Source organism: Novosphingobium mississippiense (assembly GCF_044029535.1).
In the GTDB taxonomy this organism is placed as follows: Bacteria; Pseudomonadota; Alphaproteobacteria; order Sphingomonadales; family Sphingomonadaceae; genus Novosphingobium.
The window spans coordinates 2,224,861-2,244,112 of sequence record NZ_CP147001.1 but is presented as its reverse complement, the minus strand read 5'-3'; the positions used below and the strand labels follow the sequence as shown (position 1 = coordinate 2,244,112).

Sequence of the window (19,252 nt, the reverse complement as noted above, 5' to 3'; positions counted from 1 at the left end):
CAAGCGGTTCAGGCGATCTCGCGCAGGACTTCGCCGATCTTCTTGCCGTCCTCGAAATAGCCGAGGCCATAGTCGCCTTTGATCGTGGTGCGCAGGGTGCGGCGTTCGTAGCGGGCGTCGCAGCCTTCCACCGCGTGGAGCATCCGATGGTTGTCCCAGATCACCATGTCGGTAGGCTTCCAGTCATGCCAATAGGCGCTGGTGCCGGTTCCCAGACGGTTGATCGCCTGCGCCGCCTCATCCAGCAGGGCGTCGCCCTCGGCATCCTCGTGATGTTCCAGTGCCACGGCCATCCATGGGCCGAAGTGCAGCACTTTCTCCCCCGTCTGCCGCTTCCACACCGCCGGGTGCATGGCGCGCGGAAAGCGTGCCGCCTCCGCCAGCAGTTGCGGGGTGGAGCTGTGTTCGGTCAGCGGCGTGAAATCTACGCCGTACTTCATCGTCGAGAGGCGGGTGTCGAGCGTGTAGACCACGTTGTGCCCCTCCAGCCGGCGGCGCAGGCCTTCGGGAAACTGGCGGTAGAGTTCCACGCCGTCCATGAAGCCGGTGCGGCCGCCTTCGGGTGCATTGACCGGCGCGCGCAGTACGCCCGCGTAGTTCAGCTCGTCGTTGTAGCAGTGGTCGAAGTGCCAGGGCGAAAATCGGGCGAGGATCTGGCCGTCGATTTCCACCAGTCCTTCGCCGCGCGCCACTTCGTCGCTGGGCTTGTAATGCATGTCGATCACGCCTTCGGCATCGTCGCCGGTCTCGTCATCGCGCTTGGTGGTCTTGGTGGGGTGGTCCTTCAGCGGGCCGAACACGCGGCTCAGCGCCACCTGCATCTTCGAACTGGGCTCCATGTCGGTGAAGACGATGACGCCGCGCTCCACGAACAGATCGCGCAATTGCCGGCGAATCGATTCGTCCTTCAGCGCGTCGAACGTCACGCCCGTGACGCGCGCGCCGAAGTTCAGATCTTCGCGAAGATTTTCAATGCCGATGCCAGCCATGTCCTGCTCCTCTCTGGCCGCGCCGATGCGTGTCGGGGCGATCCTAAGCTTGCTGAGCATGGTGACATGGCCTTGGCGCAGAGGCCAACGGGATTTTAGTCCTCTTGCCGCCTCAGGCAGACGGGTAGGCGATTTCCATCACTTCCCATTCCTTCTCGCCGGAAGGCAGGCGGACCATGCGAAGGTCGCCCACCGCCGCGCCGCGCAGGGCGCGGGTCATCGGGGCGCTCCAGCCGATCAGGCCCTTCGAGGCGTCCTGCTCGTCATCGCCGACGATGGTGACGGTCTTGTGGTTGTCGTCCTCGTCCGCGATGGTGACGGTGGCGCCGAAGAAGACCTTGGCGCGCTCGGTCTGCTCGCGCGGGTCGACCACGCGCAGTGCCTTCATGCGGCGGGCGAGGAAGGCCAGTTCCCGGTCGATCTCGCGCATGCGCTTGCGGCCATAGAGATAGTCGCCGTTTTCCGACCGATCGCCATTGCCCGCTGCCCAGGAGACGATCTCGACGATCTCCGGCCGTTCCTTGCCGAGCAGATGGTCATAGCGGGCGCGCAATTTTGCCATGCCGGCCGGCGTGATCGGGGGACCTGCGGGTTTCATCGCCAAAGCCTTATCCGGGGCCGCGGGCGGGGCCAAGGGGTGGCAAAGGGGCAGGCGCGCTTCTCCACGGCCTTGCATCGGGTTAATTAGTCCGACAAAAGAGCGCAAACCATTCGGGATCGAGGATATCATGGACATCTCACGCCGTTCCGCGCTGATCGCCGCTGCCGCCACGCCGTTCGCCGGCCTTGCCGCGCGCGCCGTTGCGGCCGAAGGCGTCGGCATGTTGCCGACCGCGCCCGGCGCCACGCTGGCGCCGCGTCCGCCGATGGGCTGGAATTCGTGGAACAGCTTCGCCGGCACCATTACCGAGGCGCAGGCGCTGGAAACCGCCGCGATCATGCGCGATCGACTGCTGCCCTTCGGCTACGACGTCTTCACCGTCGATATCCAGTGGTATGAGCCGGAGGCGAACAGCTACACCTACAACGCCCATCCGGTGCCGGCGCTGGACGCGAACGGACGGCTGGTGCCCGCGCCCAATCGCTTTCCTTCGTCCAAGGGAGGAAAAGGCTTCGCGCCGCTGGCGGCCAAGGTCCATGCGATGGGCATGAAGTTCGGCATCCACGTCATGCGCGGCATCGCGCGGTTGGCCGTCGAGAAGAACCTGCCGATCCTGGGCACGCCCTATCGCGCGCAGGACATTGCCGACACCAGCAGCATCTGCCCGTGGAACCCGGACATGTACGGCGTCGACATGACCAAGCCCGGCGCGCAGGAATACTATGACAGCATCTTCCGCCTCTATGCCTCGTGGGGCGTGGATTTCGTGAAGATGGATGACATGAGCCGTCCCTACGACGCCCACGCGCCGGAGATCGAGGCGGCCGCGAAGGCGATCGCCCGTTGCGGCCGTCCGATCGTGCTCAGCCTCTCCCCCGGCGAAACCCCGGTGCCGCGCGGGGCAGAGGTGCGCAAGCACGCGCAGATGTGGCGCATTTCGGACGATTTCTGGGACGAGTGGCCGCAACTCTACGCGCAGTTCACGCGGCTGGAGAACTGGTCTCCCTTCGCGGACCCGGGCTCCTGGCCCGATGCGGACATGCTGCCGCTGGGCCGAATCGCGCTGGGTGAGCGCAGCAGCCGCTTCACGCCGGACGAACAGCAGACGCTGATTACATTGTGGTCCATCGCTCGCTCGCCGCTGATCATGGGCGGCGATTTGCGCGGCATCGACGATGCGACCATGGCGCTGCTCACCAATCGGGAAGTTCTGGCGGTGAACCAGCACAGCACCGGCAACCGCCCGCATTTCCTGGCCGACAACACCCGCGTCTGGTCGGCACGGGCCGAGGGGAGCGAGGATCGCTACCTCGCGCTGTTCAACACCGGCGATATGCCGCTGGATGTAAGCGTGCCCTTGCGTGAGCTTGGCCTGCAGCGCGCAACCGTGCGCGATCTGTGGAAGGGCGAGGACCTTGGCGTGAGCGAGGGCCGCGTGACCGCCAAGCTGCGCTCGCACGCCTCTGCACTGTATCGCCTCAAGCCGGCCTGACCTGAACGCCAGAACCTTCGCTCCCCAATACCGTCATCCCCGCGAAGGCGGGGATCCCGCTTGTTCTTGCGGTGGCAGGAAAAAGGAAGCGGGGCCCCCGCCTTCGCGGGGGCGACGAGGTGGTTGGATCAGGATGATGTGCGTATGCCGGATGAGGGCGCCCTGAAGGCGACGCCCTCTCAACCCGGCGTGTTCTTGCCCATCAGCCGGCTCAACGGCATGCTGCTGCGACCGCCGGCCTTTTCCGGATAGATCGCCTGATAGACCACGGCGTTTTCCAGCACCCGCTGGATGTAGTTCTTGGTCTCGTAGATCGGGATCTGCTCGATCCAGGTCACCCAATCCACCGAACCCATGCGCGGATCGCCGTTGGCGGCCAGCCACTTGTTCACGTTGCCCGCACCGGCATTGTAGGCGCCGATGGCCAGCGGGTAGGATCCGCCGAAGTAATTGCGCATCCGCGCGAAATAGGCGTCGCCCAACTGAATGTTGTACGTGGGATCGCTGACCAGCCGGCTGTCGTCATAGGATAGACCCAGCTTACCGGCCTGCTCACGCGCGGTGGTCGGCATCAGCTGCATCAGCCCGCGCGCGCCGGCATGGCTCAAGGCGTTCTGCGCGAACTGGCTTTCCTGACGGGTGAGGGCGTGCACCATCGTCCAGTCCGCGCCCGGCGGCGTCGGGATCATCGGATAGGCGATCTGCCCGAAATCGCCGTAGCCATCTGCATGGGCGCTCTGGCCCAGGATCACCGCAAGGTCGCGGCGGCCGATCTCACGCGCCAGATCGGCGACGAGGACATGGTCTGCCTCGCTCTGCGCCTGGTCGGAGATTTCCTTGAAGAACTGCACGCCGGTCTTCCAGTCGGCATCGCGGGCAACGTCGCGCACGGCCTTGGTGATCGGCTTGGCCATGAACGCGCTGCGCTCTGCGGACGTAGGCATCCCGCGCGGCTTTGTATCCAGGTCCGGCAGGGGGCGGCCCAGCCGTTCGAGTGCCAACTGGCCGTAGAAGTATTGCGGGTAAGCGGCCGCCATCTCGAAATAGCGGTTGGCGCCGGATGCATCGCCCGCCTGCGAAAGCGCGCGGCCGGCCCAGTAGAAGCCCTTGGACCGGGTGCCGGGGGTCTGCGCTGCCGCGCCATAGCGGTAGAACAGCGGCGCGGCACGGTGCGCATCGCCCAGGGACCACAGCGCCTTGGTGCCGCCCAGCCAGACCAGCGTGGTGTAATCGTCACGCAGGCGGTAGGACAGCTTGGAGATGTCGGTGCCCGGCGGGAAGGCATCGTCGATCGAACTGGCGATCCGCACTGCGGAATCGGAGCCGGCGCTACGCGCGGCGTTCAGCAGCTCACGCACCCACTTTTCGGGTTCCGGCACCGGCTTGGACAGCGGCGGCCGGTTGGACAGCAGCGCGATCTCGCCCGGCAGATTGCCCGACTTTCGCGCCTGCACCGCGCGGGCATAGACATAGCCGGGGTCGGCATTCATCTGCGGCGTCAGCGTCAGACCCATGGTGCCGGGGGCAGAGCCCTGCAGCATCGACAGCCGTTCCATGAACAGCGGACGATTGGCCGTGGAAACGAAGGAAATCTGCCGCTCTGCCTGCGACGTTTGGGCCTGCCACAGCAGTTCGTCCATGCGGGCGTCGTGATCGGCCTGGGTGAAGCGCGAACCGTACATCGACATCAGCCGCGCCTCGTCATCGGGCGCCAGGCTGCCGCCGCGCCAGGCGGCAACCGCCTTCTGCGCGGCATCCGACCGCTGCAACGTCGATAGCGCCACGGCGTAGCGCCCGGCCGCCTCGCTGGAAAGCGGGGGGAAGCGCGTGAAGAAGGCGACGGTGGAATTGGCGTCTGCCGGATAGCGGGTCAGCGCCCTTTCGGCATAACTGCGCAGGCGGTCTTCCAGCGGATAACCCGGATAGGTCATCAGGAAGTTGGAATAAGTTCCGAAATCGAGCGCGTCGGTAGAGGTAAGCTGCCTCCAGCGGTCGATGGACTGGTGCACGCTCATGTCGTGCGATTGCATCTGCTGCGCCTTGGCGACATCCCATTCCCGGCCATCCTGCGCCAAGGCAGGGGTCGTGGAAAGGAACGTCGAAGCAAGCAGGATGAGGGGGGCGGCACGCTGCATGCTGGACATTTGGGGAAAAGGCTCCTTATCAGGCGCTGAACGTCGGGACCGATCGTCCGATGAATGAACGCCAGCTGAGGTAAAGTCCATGTTCTCCGGCTCTATTCCTGCTCTTGTTACACCGTTTCGCGATGGAGCGTTCGATGAGCAGGCCTTTCGGCGGCTGGTGGACTGGCAGATTGATTCGGGTTCGTCTGCCCTTGTGCCCTGCGGCACCACCGGTGAAAACTCCACACTGTCGAACGCCGAACATCATCGCGTGATCGAACTCTGCGTGGAGCAGGCGGCCGGCCGCGTGCCCGTGATCGCCGGCTGCGGCAGCAACGATACGATGAATGCGCTGCTGCACATGAACTTCTCCAAGAAGTGCGGCGCATCGGCCGCGCTGCTGGTGGCGCCCTATTACAACCGTCCCAGCCAGGAGGGTCTGCTGGCCCACTTCAGCTACCTGGCCGAGCATAACGACCTGCCGATCGTACTCTACAATGTGCCCGGCCGTACGGTGACCGATCTGCTGCCCGAAACCGTGATCGAACTGGCGCGCCGCTACCCGGACCGCTTCGTCGCGATCAAGGACGCCAGCGGCGATCTTTCGCGCGTGACCGACCACCGCATGGGCATCGGCAAGGACTTCTGCCAGCTTTCGGGCGACGATGAACTGGCGCTGCCGTTCAACGCGGCCGGCGGCGTCGGCTGCATTTCGGTGACCGCGAATGTCGCACCGAAGCTCTGCGCCGAATTCCAGGCAGCCTGCGCGGCCAACGACCTTGAGGAAGCGCGCCGCCTCAACGATCTGCTCTACCCGCTGCACTACGCCATGTTCGAGGACAGCTCGCCCGGCCCGTGCAAGTACGCGCTGGCGCAAGTGCACGACTGGATCGAAAACGAACTGCGCCTGCCGTTGGTCCCCTGCGGCGACAAGGCCCGCAAGGCCGTGGATGATGCGCTGGTGCACGCCGGTCTGGTCTGAGCGGATTGTTCTACGGAATGGGAAAGGGCGTCGGTGCGAACCGGCGCCCTTTTCTTGTTCCTCTGCTAGAATTACCGCCAAGCGTCGTCAGGAATGACCGCGCATCTCACCAAATCCGCTTGGCGATGACCCCGGCAAATAGCGCAATGGCCAAGGTCGCTGTCCCAAGGCCCAGCCACAACAGATCGAAATGAAAGTTGTCGCTTTCTCGGGCATTCTGCGGATCAGAGGGTGTGAAGTATACATTCTCGCGATCGCCGATCTTGAACAGACCTACTCCCCAGATGGAGTCGATACGGTAACTGGCACCTGCCACTTCATAGGTTAGGACGCCCATCTTCGTTTGCCCGTCGATCTGTTCATCTGGATTGGCAAATGTGGCGATTGCGATGGCACCTTCCCGGCGAAAGCGCAGGTCTTCTCGCAGTCCAGTTGCGGAGGCGAACAATGCACCCGTACTCCAAATCGCGAAGAAGCACCTCATGGTAGTGAGTTTTCTGGGCTTTTTTGCTCGAAGAGGGGCTTCAACGTTCCGGCTGCCATCGTTCAGGGTTTTCCTGCCCAAGGCGCTTATGAAGCGATCTTCATTGTGCACGAAAAGCTCGACAGGCGGCACACCATTCTGCCCGAACTCAATCCTGAGGGCCTTGCGGAAGAGACCTCCTATCGGCGTAATGCTGGTGACCGTATCGATCGGAACGTCAACATCGAGGCGGTAAATCTCAGGCAGAAACATGAGATTGAAAGGAAACTGGGGCGTCACGATGAGACGATCGTCACAAACAAAGACCAGCAGGCAATTGCGAGCGCCACCGACCCTCGAGATTAGCCCGCCAAGTGATCTTCCCGAGCGACCTTTCTCCGCAAATTGAGCGTTTTCAGGAGCTTTCGGGAATAACGGTTTACCTCGGGAACGGCGAAACAGTGCGGACCCGATGATGACGGCCGCAATCCATAAGAACGATAAGACGAAACCCCAGGAATTGCCCGCCAGATTCGACACCGCGATACATTCCCATCTCTGCTCAGCGCCAGGTTCTGCGCGTGGCCAATTTTGGTTAGGCAGCCAATGTTTCAGGGGCCGGAAAGTCGGCTTTCAGTCGGCAATTGCCGAAAGCCGACTTTCCGTTCGTGCCTCCTCAATCCGCCGGGTTGTACTTCTGCACGAAGCGCATCGTTTCCGAGAGCATGCGCTTCCTCGTCTCCTCGCGGGAGAGCCAGTGATCCTCGCTGGCCAGCGTTACCATCTCGTAAGGCTTGCCCGCGTCCTTCAAGGCATCGGCCATGATCGTGCTCTGGCGATAGGCGACCACGGTATCGTCCTTGCCGTGGATCAGCATGATCGGCGCATCGGCCTTGGCGGCGAAGCGGCGGGGAGAGATCGCGTCGTAACCGGAAGGATCGCCCAACTGCTTGCGCAGGACCTTGCGCGTCATCTGCGAATCGCCGTCTTCCCGGATGTCGGTATCGTACATCAGCTTCACGTCGCCGATGCCCGCCACCGAAACGGCGCACTTGTAGAGGCCCTGTTGCAGCGTCACGCCGGCCAGCGCGGCATAGCCGCCATAGCTGGCGCCGACGATGCAGGCGCGCTTGGGATCGGCCACACCGCGCTTCACCAGTTCAGCCAGACCGTCCGAGATGTCGGTCTGCATCTTGCGGCCCCATTGGCCATCGCCGGCATTCTTGAACGTGTCGGTGCGGCCGGTGGAGCCACGGAAGTTGGGCTGGAACACCGCATAGCCGCGTGAGGCGAAGGCCTGCGCCCACCAGTCGAATTCGGGCTTGTCCTCGGCAGCCGGGCCGCCGTGGGGCAGTACGACGATGGGCAGGTTCTTCGCTTCCCGGCCCGGCGGCAACGTGAGCACGCCATCCATCTCCAGCCCGTCCGCCGCCTTGTAGTTGACGACCGAGATCGCGCCGACTTGCTCCGGGGCGATGTCGGGCCGTTCCTCGCCGATGGGGTCTGCCCGCCGCCCGCGCACGTCGACGAGATACCAGGTGCCGCTGTCCTTGTTGCCGCTGGTGCTCAGCAGCACTTTCGAAAAGTCCGGCGTCCAGTCGACCAGATGCGGATCGCGACCGGCGAAGGCCTTGAAGATCTTGTCCAGCGCGGTCTGCTTGGCGGGATCGAACATCACCGTCTTCGGCTGTTCGGCATCGATCCGGTAGCCGAGCAGGTTGCCGGAGGCACGGTCGACGAAGATCCGCTGGATCTTGTCGTCAGGAAGGAGTTCATGCGCTTCGCCACCGGTCAGCGGCACTTCGTACCAGCGCGAGGTGCCTTCGCTGTCGTCGATCGCGTAGATCGCGGTGGTGCCGTCCTTGCCGAAGCAGATCAGGCTGACCTGGCCGGTGGGGGCGACGCCGCGCGCCAGTTCGGCGCCTCTGGGCACGGTGATCTTCCAGGTGCCCTTGTTCTCATCGATGTCCAGCACCACGGTCACCTGCCCGTTGCCGTCGATCAGCCAGTCGCGCCAGTGATCCTCCGCCGGGGCGGCGGCGACGGTGCGCGGGCGATTGGTCTTGATGTCCACGGCGTAGAGCGTGGTGCGGCCATGGATGAACTGCGCCTCCGGCCCGGACGTGTCGAGCGCGATGCCGCCGAAGAAGCCGACCGTCTTGCCGTCGATCGAACGGATGCCGTATCGGCCGCGCGTGGTATCCGCCACCGACTTGGTCTTGCTGAAGACGAGTTCGGCGGTGCCGCCCTTGGTCGGGATGATGAAGGTGCCGCTCATCTCGTACTTGGATGCCGCGAATCCGAATAGCGACACGGTGGCGCTGGTGGTCAGCAACATGGTGTCGCTGTCGGCCCATTCGATGGCGCGGACCTTGCCTGCGCCGGTCGAGGCATTGCGAAGGAATTTGCCCTCTTCGTCGATGACGACAAGGCGGCGGTCACCATCCACGCGGGAGATGCTGGCGATATTGTGGCCATCGGGCGAAATCGCCGCGTCTTCCACGCGCGGCAACTCGCCATAGGCATCGAGCGGCGGCGGGCCTGCCACGGCCGGCGCGGCCGCAGGCTGTTCCACCGTGGCCGCCAGCGCTGCTTGCCCCGACGCTGCGAGAACCGGCCATGCGGCCGACGTGAGCGCCGCCAGCGCCCATGCACTCCGTGACTTCATTTTCGAAAATTCCCCCTTCGATATCTCCGCTATTTCCATGCCGCCATGAAACGGCAAGGGGGCGTTGCCGTGCCGGCATGATTAAATACTTGTTATCCTCGGTCTTTTGCCAAGTTGCGCGGGGGCGATGGCGGTTTTCTTCGCCGATTCCGGCCGATTGTCGCGCGTTTCCCGCCCGATTGTCCTCGCGATCCGTGGGGCGGCGCGGCCATACGGTCGCAAATCGCTTAAACGGGCGTTTCCTTTTCGCGCGCGAATCCCTAAATGCCGGTTCGATATGGCACGCCCGCAGCACACTACATTCGACAAGAAGAAGACCGTCGCCGAAAATCGTAGGGCGCGCTTCGAATATCACATCGACGAGACCTTCGAGGCCGGCATCGTCCTGACCGGCACCGAAGTGAAATCGTTGCGCTTTGGCGAGGGCTCGATTGCCGAGGCTTATGCCGAGATCAGGGGCGGCGAATGCTGGCTGGTCAATTCCAACGTGCCCGAATTCAGCCACGGCAACCGCTTCAATCATACGCCCAAGCGCCCGCGCAAGCTGCTGCTGAAGGAGCGTGAGATTTCGCGCCTGCAAGGCTCGGTAGAGCGCAAGGGCATGACGCTGGTGCCGCTGTCGGTCTATTTCAACGGGCGCGGCCGGGCCAAGGTGGAACTGGCGCTGGCCAAGGGCAAGAACGCGGCGGACAAGCGCAATACGGTCAAGGAGCGCGACTGGAAGCGGGAACAGGGCCGCATCCTGCGCGAACACGGATGAGCGCGCTGCTCCACCGCCTGGGCGCGTGGCTGCATGGCCAGATGCCCACGCACGCGCAGCTTGAGGCGAACCGCTTCACCGCGCCGTTCACGCGCCGGCCGGAACTGTTCCGCTTCACCCGCCGCTCGGTGCCGCGCGGCGTGGCGGTGGGCATGTTCATCGGCATCTTCGCGCTGATCCCCGGCGTCCAGATCGTGGGCGCCGCGCTGATGTGCGTGCCGGTGCGCGGCAATATCCCGCTGGCCGCCGCCATCACCTTCATCTCCAATCCGGTGACGACCCTGCTGATCATCCTGCCGGTGGCCGTGGCGATCGGCAACAGCTTCGGATACCACGCCGACATCGCGACGGTGGAGGCGATGGTGCGGGAAGGCGCAAGCCTGGCGCAATGGCGCGGCTGGATGCTGTCGGACACGGCGCCGGCCGTGCTGATCGGGCTGTTCATCCAGTCGGTGATCGCTGCCGTCGTCAGCTATTTCCTGACGGTGTGGTTCTGGCGCTACTGGATCGGCCGCAAGCATCGCGCGCGCCGCAACCGCGCGCCATTCCGGGCCGTCAGCCCGGAGGTTGAGGAAACGGCCGCCGATAGGGCTGCTGACAGGACTGGCGACAGGGAAGGGATCGCATGAACGCAGGCCAGCAGCACACCGGCAGGTTGTCCGAAGCGGGAGTGATCGGGCTGGCCCTGGCGGGAAGTGTCGCGCTGGTCTGGCTGGTAAGCGGCGACGGGTTGCTCGCAGCGATCCTGGCCGGTGCATTGCTGGTCTTTGCCGGCCTTGCCTGGATGATTTCCAACCGGCGCGTGGACGTTGCCGAAGCCGAGTTCGCGCTGCCGGACTGGTCCGTGACGGTCGCCGCGATCGACCGTGACGATATGGCCATCGCGCTGACCGATCGCGCGGGCCGTCTCACTTGCGCCAATGCCAGTTACGAGAATTGGTTCGGGGTCGGCCATGACCCTGCGCGTCTGCCCCTGGGCGACGCCGCGCACGAACAGATCGCCGAACTCGTCCGCTCCGTCTGGCGCGACGGGCAGGGCGTTGCACAGGTGCGCGGTGCGATAGGCGGCGGTGTCGATACCGACTGGCGCATCGAAGTGCGCCGGTCCGGCCGGGGAGAGGACTTTCTGGTCTGGCGCATCCAGCCGGTCAGCGCGGTCGATCTGGTGGGCGATCTGGTGAAGCAGGTGGACGGCAAGCTGGGCAAGGGGCTGGCCCGCGCCGGCATTTCCGCTGCCCTGGTCGATCCGGATGGCACCATCCGCGCCGCCAGCGCCGGCTTTGCCCAGCGCGCGACCGGCGATGCGCTGGCGGATATGACCGGCCTCGATTTCGTGTCCCTGCTCAGCCAGGAAGAGGGGGAGCGGATTGGCTGGGCGCGTGAGGGCGGGCGCGGCGGACCGCTGGTGCTCTATCACGTGCCGGTGGCCGATCCTGACCTTCCCGGCGACCCGGACCCCAATATCACCCCGTCGCTGATGCTGGCGGTGGAGGCCGGGCAGGGCATCGGTTCGGGCAGTAGCGGCGGCACCGCGGCACCGCATCTGGAGGCACTGCTCAGCCAGCTTCCGCTCGGCCTTGCCATGGCCGATCGCGACGGCCGCCTGCTTTTCGCCAATCCCGCGTTCATGCGCGCGGCCGGCCGGGAAGGGCATCTTCCGCCGACTTATCCGACCGACCTCGTCACCCGCGAAGACAAGCGCGCACTGTCCGAAGCGATCCGTCGCTTCGCGCAAGGCCCTTCGGCGGCGGGCGACATCGCCGTGCGACTGGCGGAATTGCCCGACGATCCGGTCTCGCTCAGCCTGGCCGGCGTGCGCGGACTGGGAGAGGCGGCGGTGCTGCTGGGCTTGACCGACACCTCGGAGGAGACGCGCCTCAAACGGCAGGTGGCACAGGCCACCAAGATGCAGGCCGTGGGCCAGCTTGCCGGCGGCGTTGCGCACGATTTCAACAACGTGCTGACCGCGATCCTGGGCACGTGCGACCTGATGCTGATGCGTCACACGCCGGGCGATTCCGACTATGACGACATTCAGCAGATCCGCGCCAACTCGAACCGCGCGGCCTCGCTGACGCGCCAGCTTCTGGCCTTCTCGCGCCAGCAGACGCTGCGGCCCGAAGTGCTCCAGCTGCCCGATGTGGTGGCGGACGTATCGCAGATGCTGCGCCGCCTGATCGGTGAGAAGATCCAGTTGGTCGTCACGCATGACCGCGACCTTGGCCCGGTACGTGCGGACCCGACGCAGTTGGAGCAGGTGATCGTCAACCTTGCGGTCAATGCGCGCGACGCCATGCAGATGAAGAAGGGGGCGGACGGTTCGGGCACACTGACGCTCGCCACCCACCGCGTCACCACCACCGACGTGCGGGCCATGCGCAGCGAGATCATTCCGGCCGGCGACTATACCGCCCTGATCGTGCAGGACACCGGCAGCGGCATTCCGCCGGAACATCTGGGCAAGATCTTCGAGCCGTTCTTCACCACCAAGGAACAGGGCAAGGGCACCGGCCTCGGCCTCTCGACCGTCTACGGCATCGTCAAGCAGTCCGGCGGGTTCATTTTCGCGGAAAGCGAAATGGGCCTCGGCACCCGTTTCGTGGTCTATCTGCCGGTCCATCACATGGCGCCGGGTGAGACTGCCGTGCCAGCGATCAAGGATGAGGCGCCGCCCAGCCAATGGGCCGGCGGCGGCTCTATCCTGCTGGTGGAGGATGAGGATCCGGTGCGCGTGGTCGCCGAACGCGCGCTTACCCGGCAGGGCTATCAGGTGACCTGCGCGCGCGATGGCGAGGAAGGCCTTGAGCTGGTGCAGCAGGGCGGCCGATTCGACCTCGTGGTGTCCGACGTGGTGATGCCGACGATGGATGGCCCGGCGATGGCGCGCGAGATTCGCCGCATCGCGCCCGGCCTGCCGGTGCTGTTCATGTCGGGCTACGCGGAAGAGCAACTGCGCAAGGAAATCGGCATCGCCAACGCATGGTTCATGCCGAAGCCGTTCTCGGTGCAGCAGCTTTCCGAAAAAGTCGGGGATGTTCTGGCGCGGACCGCGCCGCATTAAAAATCGGAAAACAGCCAAAGTTCCCCTCTTGTTCTACTAGAACAAAGAGGATACATCGTTCCCCGTGACGTTGACCTTTCCGGTCAGGCCGGTAGCAAAGGGGAAGTGAAATGGCTGCTCAGCTCAAGCTGATCCAGGAAGGCAAGGAAAAGGAAGCGATGGACCGTCAGAAGGCGCTGGAAGCCGCCCTCGCGCAGATCGACCGCGCGTTCGGCAAGGGCAGCGCGATGAAGCTGGGCTCCAAGGAGACCATGCAGGTCGAAGCGATCTCCACCGGTTCGCTCGGCCTCGATATTGCACTGGGCGTCGGCGGTCTGCCGCGCGGCCGCGTGATCGAGATCTACGGGCCGGAAAGCTCGGGCAAGACCACGCTGGCGCTGCACTGCATTGCCGAAGCGCAGAAGACCGGCGGCACCGCCGCGTTCATCGACGCCGAACACGCGCTCGATCCCGTCTATGCGAAGAAGCTGGGCGTCAATATCGACGAACTGATCGTCTCGCAGCCCGATACAGGCGAACAGGCGCTGGAAATCACCGATACGCTGGTCCGTTCGAACGCGATCGACGTGCTGGTGGTCGACTCGGTTGCCGCACTCGTTCCCCGGGCCGAAATCGAAGGCGAGATGGGTGACAGCCACGTTGGCCTTCAGGCTCGTCTGATGAGCCAGTCGCTGCGCAAGCTGACCGGTTCGATCAGTCGTTCGCGTTGCATGGTGATCTTCATCAACCAGCTGCGCATGAAGATCGGCGTGATGTACGGCAACCCGGAAACCACCACCGGTGGTAACGCGCTGAAGTTCTACGCCTCGGTTCGCCTCGACATCCGCCGCACCGGCGCGATCAAGGACCGCGACGAAGTCGTCGGCAACGCCACGCGCGTCAAGATCGTGAAGAACAAGGTCGCCCCGCCGTTCAAGCAGGTCGAATTCGACATCATGTATGGCGAAGGCGTCTCGAAGATCGGCGAAATCCTCGACCTTGGCGTCAAGGCCGGCATCGTCGAGAAATCGGGTGCATGGTTCTCCTACGACTCGATCCGCATCGGCCAGGGGCGTGAGAACGCGAAGACCTATCTGAAGCAGAACCCCGAAGTCTGCGACCGTCTGGAAAAGGCCATTCGCGCCAAGACCGACGGTCTGGCCGAAGAGATGATGGTCGGCCCCTCGGAGGACGACGACGTCGAATAATCCCGGCGATCTTCGACGGACATGAGAAAACCCCGGTGCCGCAAGGCCCGGGGTTTTTCTTTGTACCCAGCGCATCCGATCAAAATTCAGCCGCCAACCGCCAACCGCCAACCGCCTGAGCGTAAAACCCCTCGCCGCCGCCGCGCAGGCGGGGGCCCCGCTTCCTTCGCGCAAGATCGCGCCAGAAAGCGGGGCCAGACCTCACACGTAACGCGACTGCACCAGCGTCTCCAGCACCGCCAAGGGCAGGGCGCCTTTCAGCAGCACCGAGTGGAACGTCTTCGGATCCCATTTCGCGCCGGCCCTGGCTTTCGCTTCGTCACGCAGCTTCACCCACATGGTGTGGCCGATCTTGTAGCTGCAGGCCTGCCCCGGCCAGACGGTGTAGCGGTCGATCTCGCCCTGGCTGCGGCCGCGTGCGATGCCGGTGGTGGCGATCAGGTAGTCGGTCGCCTTCTCGCGGCTCCAGCGCTTGGCGTGCATCCCCGAATCGACGACGAGGCGCGTCGCGCGGAACAGCAGCGATTGTAGGTAGCCGACCTGGCCCAGCGGATCGCCTTCGTACATGCCCATCTCGTCGGCCAGCTGCTCCGAATAGAGCGCCCAGCCTTCGCTGTAGCCGCTGAAACCACCGCGCCGGCGGATCATCGGAATGTCCTGCGATTCGAGTGCGAGCATGACCTGAAGGTGATGCCCCGGCACCGCCTCATGATGCGTCAGCGTGGCCAGGCCGAACTTCGGACGATCGAAAGTGTCGCGCAGGTTGATGTAGTAGATCGCCGGGCGAGAACCATCGAGCGAGGCGTTCTGGTAATACCCACCCGGCGCGCCGGCCTGGATCGCCGGTGGCACGCGGCGTACTTCCACCGGCGCCTTGGGCAGCGTCGCGAACTGTTCGGGCAGCCGTGCCTGCATCTTGACGATCTGCGCGTTGAGTTCGGCCAGCAGCGCCGCACGTCCTTCGTCGGTATTGGGAAAGAGCTGGTCCGGCCGTTCGTTCAGCGCGACCAGGCGCTCGCCCACGGTGCCCTGGCTCATGCCTTGCGCCTTCAGGATACCGTCGATCCGTCCGCTGATCTGCGCCACTTGATCAAGGCCCATCCGGTGGATCTCGTCACCGCTCAGCCGTACCGTCGTCGCCGCTTCGGCAGCGGAAGCATAGTAGGCATCGCCATCGGGCAGGCGCCACACGCCAGCCTCATGCGTGGCCTTGCCGCGCAGTTCGGTGACGAGCGCGCGCTGGCGATCCAGCGCCGGGAACACCTTGTCGGCCACGACCTTCGCTGCCGCATTCGCGCGATCGGCGGGCAGCCCGGCCTTGGCCAGCTTGGCGGCGAAGCCGGTAACCATGCCGGTCTGGTCCGCCGGCTTGTCGCGCAGCGCGGCAAACTGCTTGAGCGTGGTGTCGAGGATATAGTCCGGCGAGAAGACCCCGCGCGCGGCATCGGCGCGCTGGCGTTCGGTTTCCTGATCCACGACGGTGGCGAAAGCGCCAAGGCGCGCCACGTAGGCATCGGCGTCCGCAGCGTCATTCACGCGGTGCTGGGTGTCGAGGAAGTCCGGAACATCCTGATAGGCGCCGGTCAGCTGGCTGATCAGGTAGGGCGTGAAACGGCCGCCGCTGGATCCGTAAGTGAAGGCTTCCTGCCCGGCGATGGAGCGTTCCAGCTGGTAGGTGACGACGTCGTAATCCAGCGCCGCATCCTCTCCCAACGCGCCGCGCCCGATCGCCTTGATCGATGCCAGTTCGTGGCGCGAACGGGCCAGGTCCTTCGCTGCATCGGCGGCGCTGCGGCCGGAAAGCTGCGATTTCAGCGCGGCATTCTTGCCGGTGTCGAGCCCCAGACGCGTTGCCCCTTCGGGGTTTTCGGCCAGGCGATCGGTGAAGATCGTGTCCAGCAGCGTGCGCAGCTTCTGGTCGGCGGGTTTGCCCGTGGCAGCGGCGAAGGCGGCAGACGGAAGCCCGGCGGCCAGCGCGGCCACGCTGGCCTGACCCAGGAACGAGCGGCGATCCATGAAATTTCCCCTTTAAAGGCGTGTCTTGACTGTGGTGCGACCCTTGTCGCGCCCAGCCTAGGCGCGGTGCCGGGCGAAAGGCAATCCTGCGCCGGCGCGGTGGCGTTCCCGCCACGCCGGACGAGATATCGCAATTCCCGAACAGTCTGACTGTTGCAACCCGCTTGCCGCCGCCGCGCGGCTGCATTATCGGCGCGTCATGCACACGACCAACGAGATCCGCCGGTCCTTCCTCGACTACTTCGCCAAGAACGGCCATGAGGCCGTTCCGTCAGCGCCGCTCGTGCCGTACAACGACCCGACGCTGATGTTCGTGAACGCCGGCATGGTGCCGTTCAAGAACGTGTTCACGGGTCTTGAAACGCCCTTCGCGCCGCGCGCCACCTCGTCGCAGAAGTGCGTCCGCGCCGGCGGCAAGCACAACGATCTCGACAACGTCGGCTACACCGCGCGCCACCACACTTTCTTCGAGATGCTGGGCAATTTCTCGTTCGGCGACTATTTCAAGGAACAGGCGATCACCCACGCCTGGACCCTGCTGACCAAGGAATGGGGGCTTCCGGTCGAAAAGCTGCTGGTCACCGTCTACCACACGGACGACGAAGCGTTCGACCTGTGGAAGAAGATCGCCGGCCTGCCGGAATCGAAGATCATCCGCATCCCCACGAAGGACAACTTCTGGGCGATGGGCGACGAAGGCCCGTGCGGCCCGTGCTCGGAAATCTTCTTCGACCATGGCGACCACATCTGGGGCGGCCCTCCGGGATCGCCGGAGGAAGACGGCGACCGCTTCATCGAGATCTGGAACCTCGTGTTCATGCAGTTCGAGCAGTCGGCCGGCGAAATCGTCGGCAACCTGCCCAAGCCCTCGATCGACACCGGCATGGGCCTTGAGCGCATCTCGGCAGTCATGCAGGGCGTGCATGACAACTACGATATCGACACCTTCAAGGCGCTGATCGCCGCCTCCGAAAGCCTGACCGGCGTTGCCGCCCAGGGTGAGCAGCGCGCCAGCCACCGCGTGATCGCGGACCATCTGCGTTCGACCAGCTTCCTGTTGGCCGATGGCGTGCTGCCGTCGAACGAGGGCCGCGGCTATGTCCTGCGCCGCATCATGCGCCGCGCCATGCGCCACGCGCATCTGCTGGGCGCCAAGGAGCCGTTGATGCACCGTCTGGTGCCCTCGCTGGTGGCGGAAATGGGCCAGGCCTACCCGGAACTGGGCCGCGCGCAGCCGCTGATCGAGGAAACGCTGCAGCGCGAGGAAGTGCAGTTCCGCCGCACGCTGGCCAACGGCCTCAAGCTGCTGGACGAAGCCACCGCCGACATGGGCGAGGGCGGCGAACTTCCGGGCGAGACCGCGTTCAAGCTCTACGACACGTATGGCTTCCCTTACGACCTCACCGTCGATGCTCTGCGTCCGCGCGGCATCACCGTGAACGACGATGGCTTCCAGGCCGCGATGGCGCAGCAGAAGGCTGCCGCGCGCGCCGCGTGGAAGGGTTCGGGCGCCGCGGCCGACAGCGAAGTCTGGTTCGACATTGCCGAGCGCGAAGGCGCGACCGAGTTCACCGGCTACACCTCCACCGTCGGCGAAGGCCAGGTGGTGGCGCTGGTGCGCGATGGCAAGGAAGTCACGTCCGCCTTCGCCGGTGAGGAAGTGACCGTGCTGACCAACCAGACGCCGTTCTACGGCGAATCGGGCGGTCAGGTCGGCGATGCCGGCACGATCGCGACCAATGCGGGCCTGCAGATCGCCGTGCTCGATACCGCCAAGCCGCTTGGCCGCCTGCATGCGATGGTCGGCAAGGTGGAAGCGGGCACGATCAAGGTGGGCGATGCCGTCAACCTGACCGTGGACGTGGCGCGCCGCGATGCCGTGCGCGCCAACCACTCTGCCACGCACCTGCTGCACGCGGCGCTGCGCAACCGTCTGGGCGGCCACGTCACCCAGAAGGGCTCGCTGGTCGCCGCAGAGCGCCTGCGCTTCGACTTCTCGCACCCCACCGCGCTTTCGGCCGAGGACATTGCCGCGATCGAAGCCGAAGTGAACGCCGAGATCCGCGCCAACGATCCCGTCCTCACCCGCCTGATGACGCCGGAAGACGCCATCGAGGCCGGCGCCATGGCGCTGTTCGGCGAGAAGTACGGCGATGAAGTGCGCGTGCTGTCGATGGGCACCTCGTCGAAGGATGCCTCGGGCGAGCACACCTACTCGGTCGAACTCTGCGGCGGCACCCACGTGCGCGCCACTGGTGACATCGGCGTGTTCCGCATCGTTTCGGAAAGCGCGGTTTCGTCCGGCGTGCGCCGTGTCGAGGCGCTGACCGGCGAAGGCGCGCGCCAGTGGCTGGTTGGCCGCGAGGAAGCCCTGAAGAGTGCCGCCAGTGTGCTGCGCACGACGCCCGAAGACGTCGAGGCCCGCGTGACCGCTCTGCTCGAAGAACGCAAGAAGCTGGAGCGTGAACTGGCCGAAGCCAAGAAGGCGCTGGCGCTGGGCGGCGGTTCGGGCAAGGCCGAAGCGGCCGACGAAGAGGTCAATGGCGTCAAGTTCTCGGGCCAGGTGCTTGAGGGCCTCGATCCCAAGGAACTGCGTGGCCTGCTTGACCAGGCGAAGCAGCGCATGGGCTCGGGCGTTGCCGCGATCGTGGCGGTGAACGAGGGCAAGGCAAGCATCGCCGCTGCCGTCACCGAAGACCTGACCGGCACGATCAGCGCTGTCGATCTGGTCCGCAAGGGCGTGGAAACGCTGGGCGGCAAGGGCGGCGGCGGCCGCGCCGACATGGCGCAGGGCGGCGGCCCTGACGGCGACAAGGCGGTCGATGCCATCGCCGCGGTGAAGGCCGTGCTGGCGGGCTGATCCGTTCAGGACACGCTATTCGAAAGGGCGTCGGCACACCGTGTCGGCGC

General features: G+C 65.1%; 13 protein-coding genes. 7 read left to right on the top strand and 6 right to left on the bottom strand.

Annotation, left to right across the window (positions count from 1 at the left end):
* Positions 1–8 precede the first annotated feature (8 nt).
* The gene (locus WBP06_RS10690; RefSeq protein WP_395327308.1) at positions 9–1,049 is read right to left on the bottom strand and encodes a TauD/TfdA dioxygenase family protein; all 1,041 of its coding nucleotides are present in this window, start codon (positions 1,047–1,049) and stop codon (positions 9–11) included.
* Between the two features lie 52 nt (positions 1,050–1,101).
* Complete coding sequence (gene greB / locus WBP06_RS10685) at positions 1,102–1,587, bottom strand: transcription elongation factor GreB (RefSeq protein WP_395327306.1); 486 nt, start codon at positions 1,585–1,587, stop codon at positions 1,102–1,104.
* 130 nt (positions 1,588–1,717) lie between these two features.
* On the opposite strand from greB, the gene WBP06_RS10680 reads away from it, so the two are divergent.
* Positions 1,718–3,082 (top strand): glycoside hydrolase family 27 protein, encoded by a 1,365-nt coding sequence (locus tag WBP06_RS10680; RefSeq protein ID WP_395327304.1) that lies wholly within the window; start codon positions 1,718–1,720, stop codon positions 3,080–3,082.
* Between the two features lie 179 nt (positions 3,083–3,261).
* Here the strand turns inward: WBP06_RS10680 and WBP06_RS10675 are convergent, their stop codons facing one another.
* Positions 3,262–5,226, bottom strand: a complete 1,965-nt coding sequence (locus WBP06_RS10675) for a lytic transglycosylase domain-containing protein (protein ID WP_395327302.1) — start codon at positions 5,224–5,226, stop codon at positions 3,262–3,264.
* Positions 5,227–5,305: 79 nt separating this feature from the next.
* Between WBP06_RS10675 and dapA the strand changes: the two genes are divergently transcribed.
* Entirely contained in the window at positions 5,306–6,187 is an 882-nt protein-coding gene (dapA, locus tag WBP06_RS10670; protein ID WP_395327300.1) for a 4-hydroxy-tetrahydrodipicolinate synthase, read from the top strand.
* 106 nt (positions 6,188–6,293) lie between these two features.
* Here the strand turns inward: dapA and WBP06_RS10665 are convergent, their stop codons facing one another.
* Positions 6,294–7,190: a hypothetical protein gene (locus WBP06_RS10665; protein ID WP_395327299.1), complete on the bottom strand. Its 897-nt coding sequence runs from the start codon at positions 7,188–7,190 to the stop codon at positions 6,294–6,296.
* A 136-nt stretch (positions 7,191–7,326) separates the two neighbouring features.
* Complete coding sequence (locus tag WBP06_RS10660; protein WP_395327297.1) at positions 7,327–9,318, bottom strand: alpha/beta hydrolase family protein; 1,992 nt, start codon at positions 9,316–9,318, stop codon at positions 7,327–7,329.
* Positions 9,319–9,595: 277 nt separating this feature from the next.
* Between WBP06_RS10660 and smpB the strand changes: the two genes are divergently transcribed.
* The 4 genes from smpB to recA all read left to right on the top strand — a co-directional run bounded on the left by smpB (position 9,596) and on the right by recA (position 14,326).
* A complete protein-coding gene (gene smpB / locus WBP06_RS10655) occupies positions 9,596–10,078 on the top strand; it encodes an SsrA-binding protein SmpB (RefSeq protein ID WP_395327295.1) in 483 nt (160 codons plus the stop codon).
* The gene (locus tag WBP06_RS10650) at positions 10,075–10,707 is read left to right on the top strand and encodes a DUF2062 domain-containing protein (protein WP_395327293.1); all 633 of its coding nucleotides are present in this window, start codon (positions 10,075–10,077) and stop codon (positions 10,705–10,707) included. The genes smpB and WBP06_RS10650 overlap by 4 nt, the downstream gene beginning before the upstream one ends.
* On the top strand, positions 10,704–13,139 hold the full coding sequence (locus tag WBP06_RS10645; protein WP_395327292.1) for an ATP-binding protein: 2,436 nt from the start codon (positions 10,704–10,706) through the stop codon (positions 13,137–13,139). Before WBP06_RS10650 ends, WBP06_RS10645 begins: the two co-directional genes overlap by 4 nt.
* 110 nt (positions 13,140–13,249) lie before the next feature.
* Positions 13,250–14,326, top strand: a complete 1,077-nt coding sequence (gene recA, locus WBP06_RS10640) for a recombinase RecA (protein WP_395327290.1) — start codon at positions 13,250–13,252, stop codon at positions 14,324–14,326.
* A 201-nt stretch (positions 14,327–14,527) separates the two neighbouring features.
* Here recA and WBP06_RS10635 read toward each other — a convergent pair whose 3' ends face one another.
* Positions 14,528–16,342 (bottom strand): DUF885 domain-containing protein, encoded by a 1,815-nt coding sequence (locus WBP06_RS10635; RefSeq protein WP_395327288.1) that lies wholly within the window; start codon positions 16,340–16,342, stop codon positions 14,528–14,530.
* Between the two features lie 199 nt (positions 16,343–16,541).
* Here WBP06_RS10635 and alaS point away from each other — a divergent pair, with 199 nt between their 5' ends.
* The gene (alaS, locus tag WBP06_RS10630; protein WP_395327286.1) at positions 16,542–19,202 is read left to right on the top strand and encodes an alanine--tRNA ligase; all 2,661 of its coding nucleotides are present in this window, start codon (positions 16,542–16,544) and stop codon (positions 19,200–19,202) included.
* Positions 19,203–19,252: the final 50 nt, after the last annotated feature.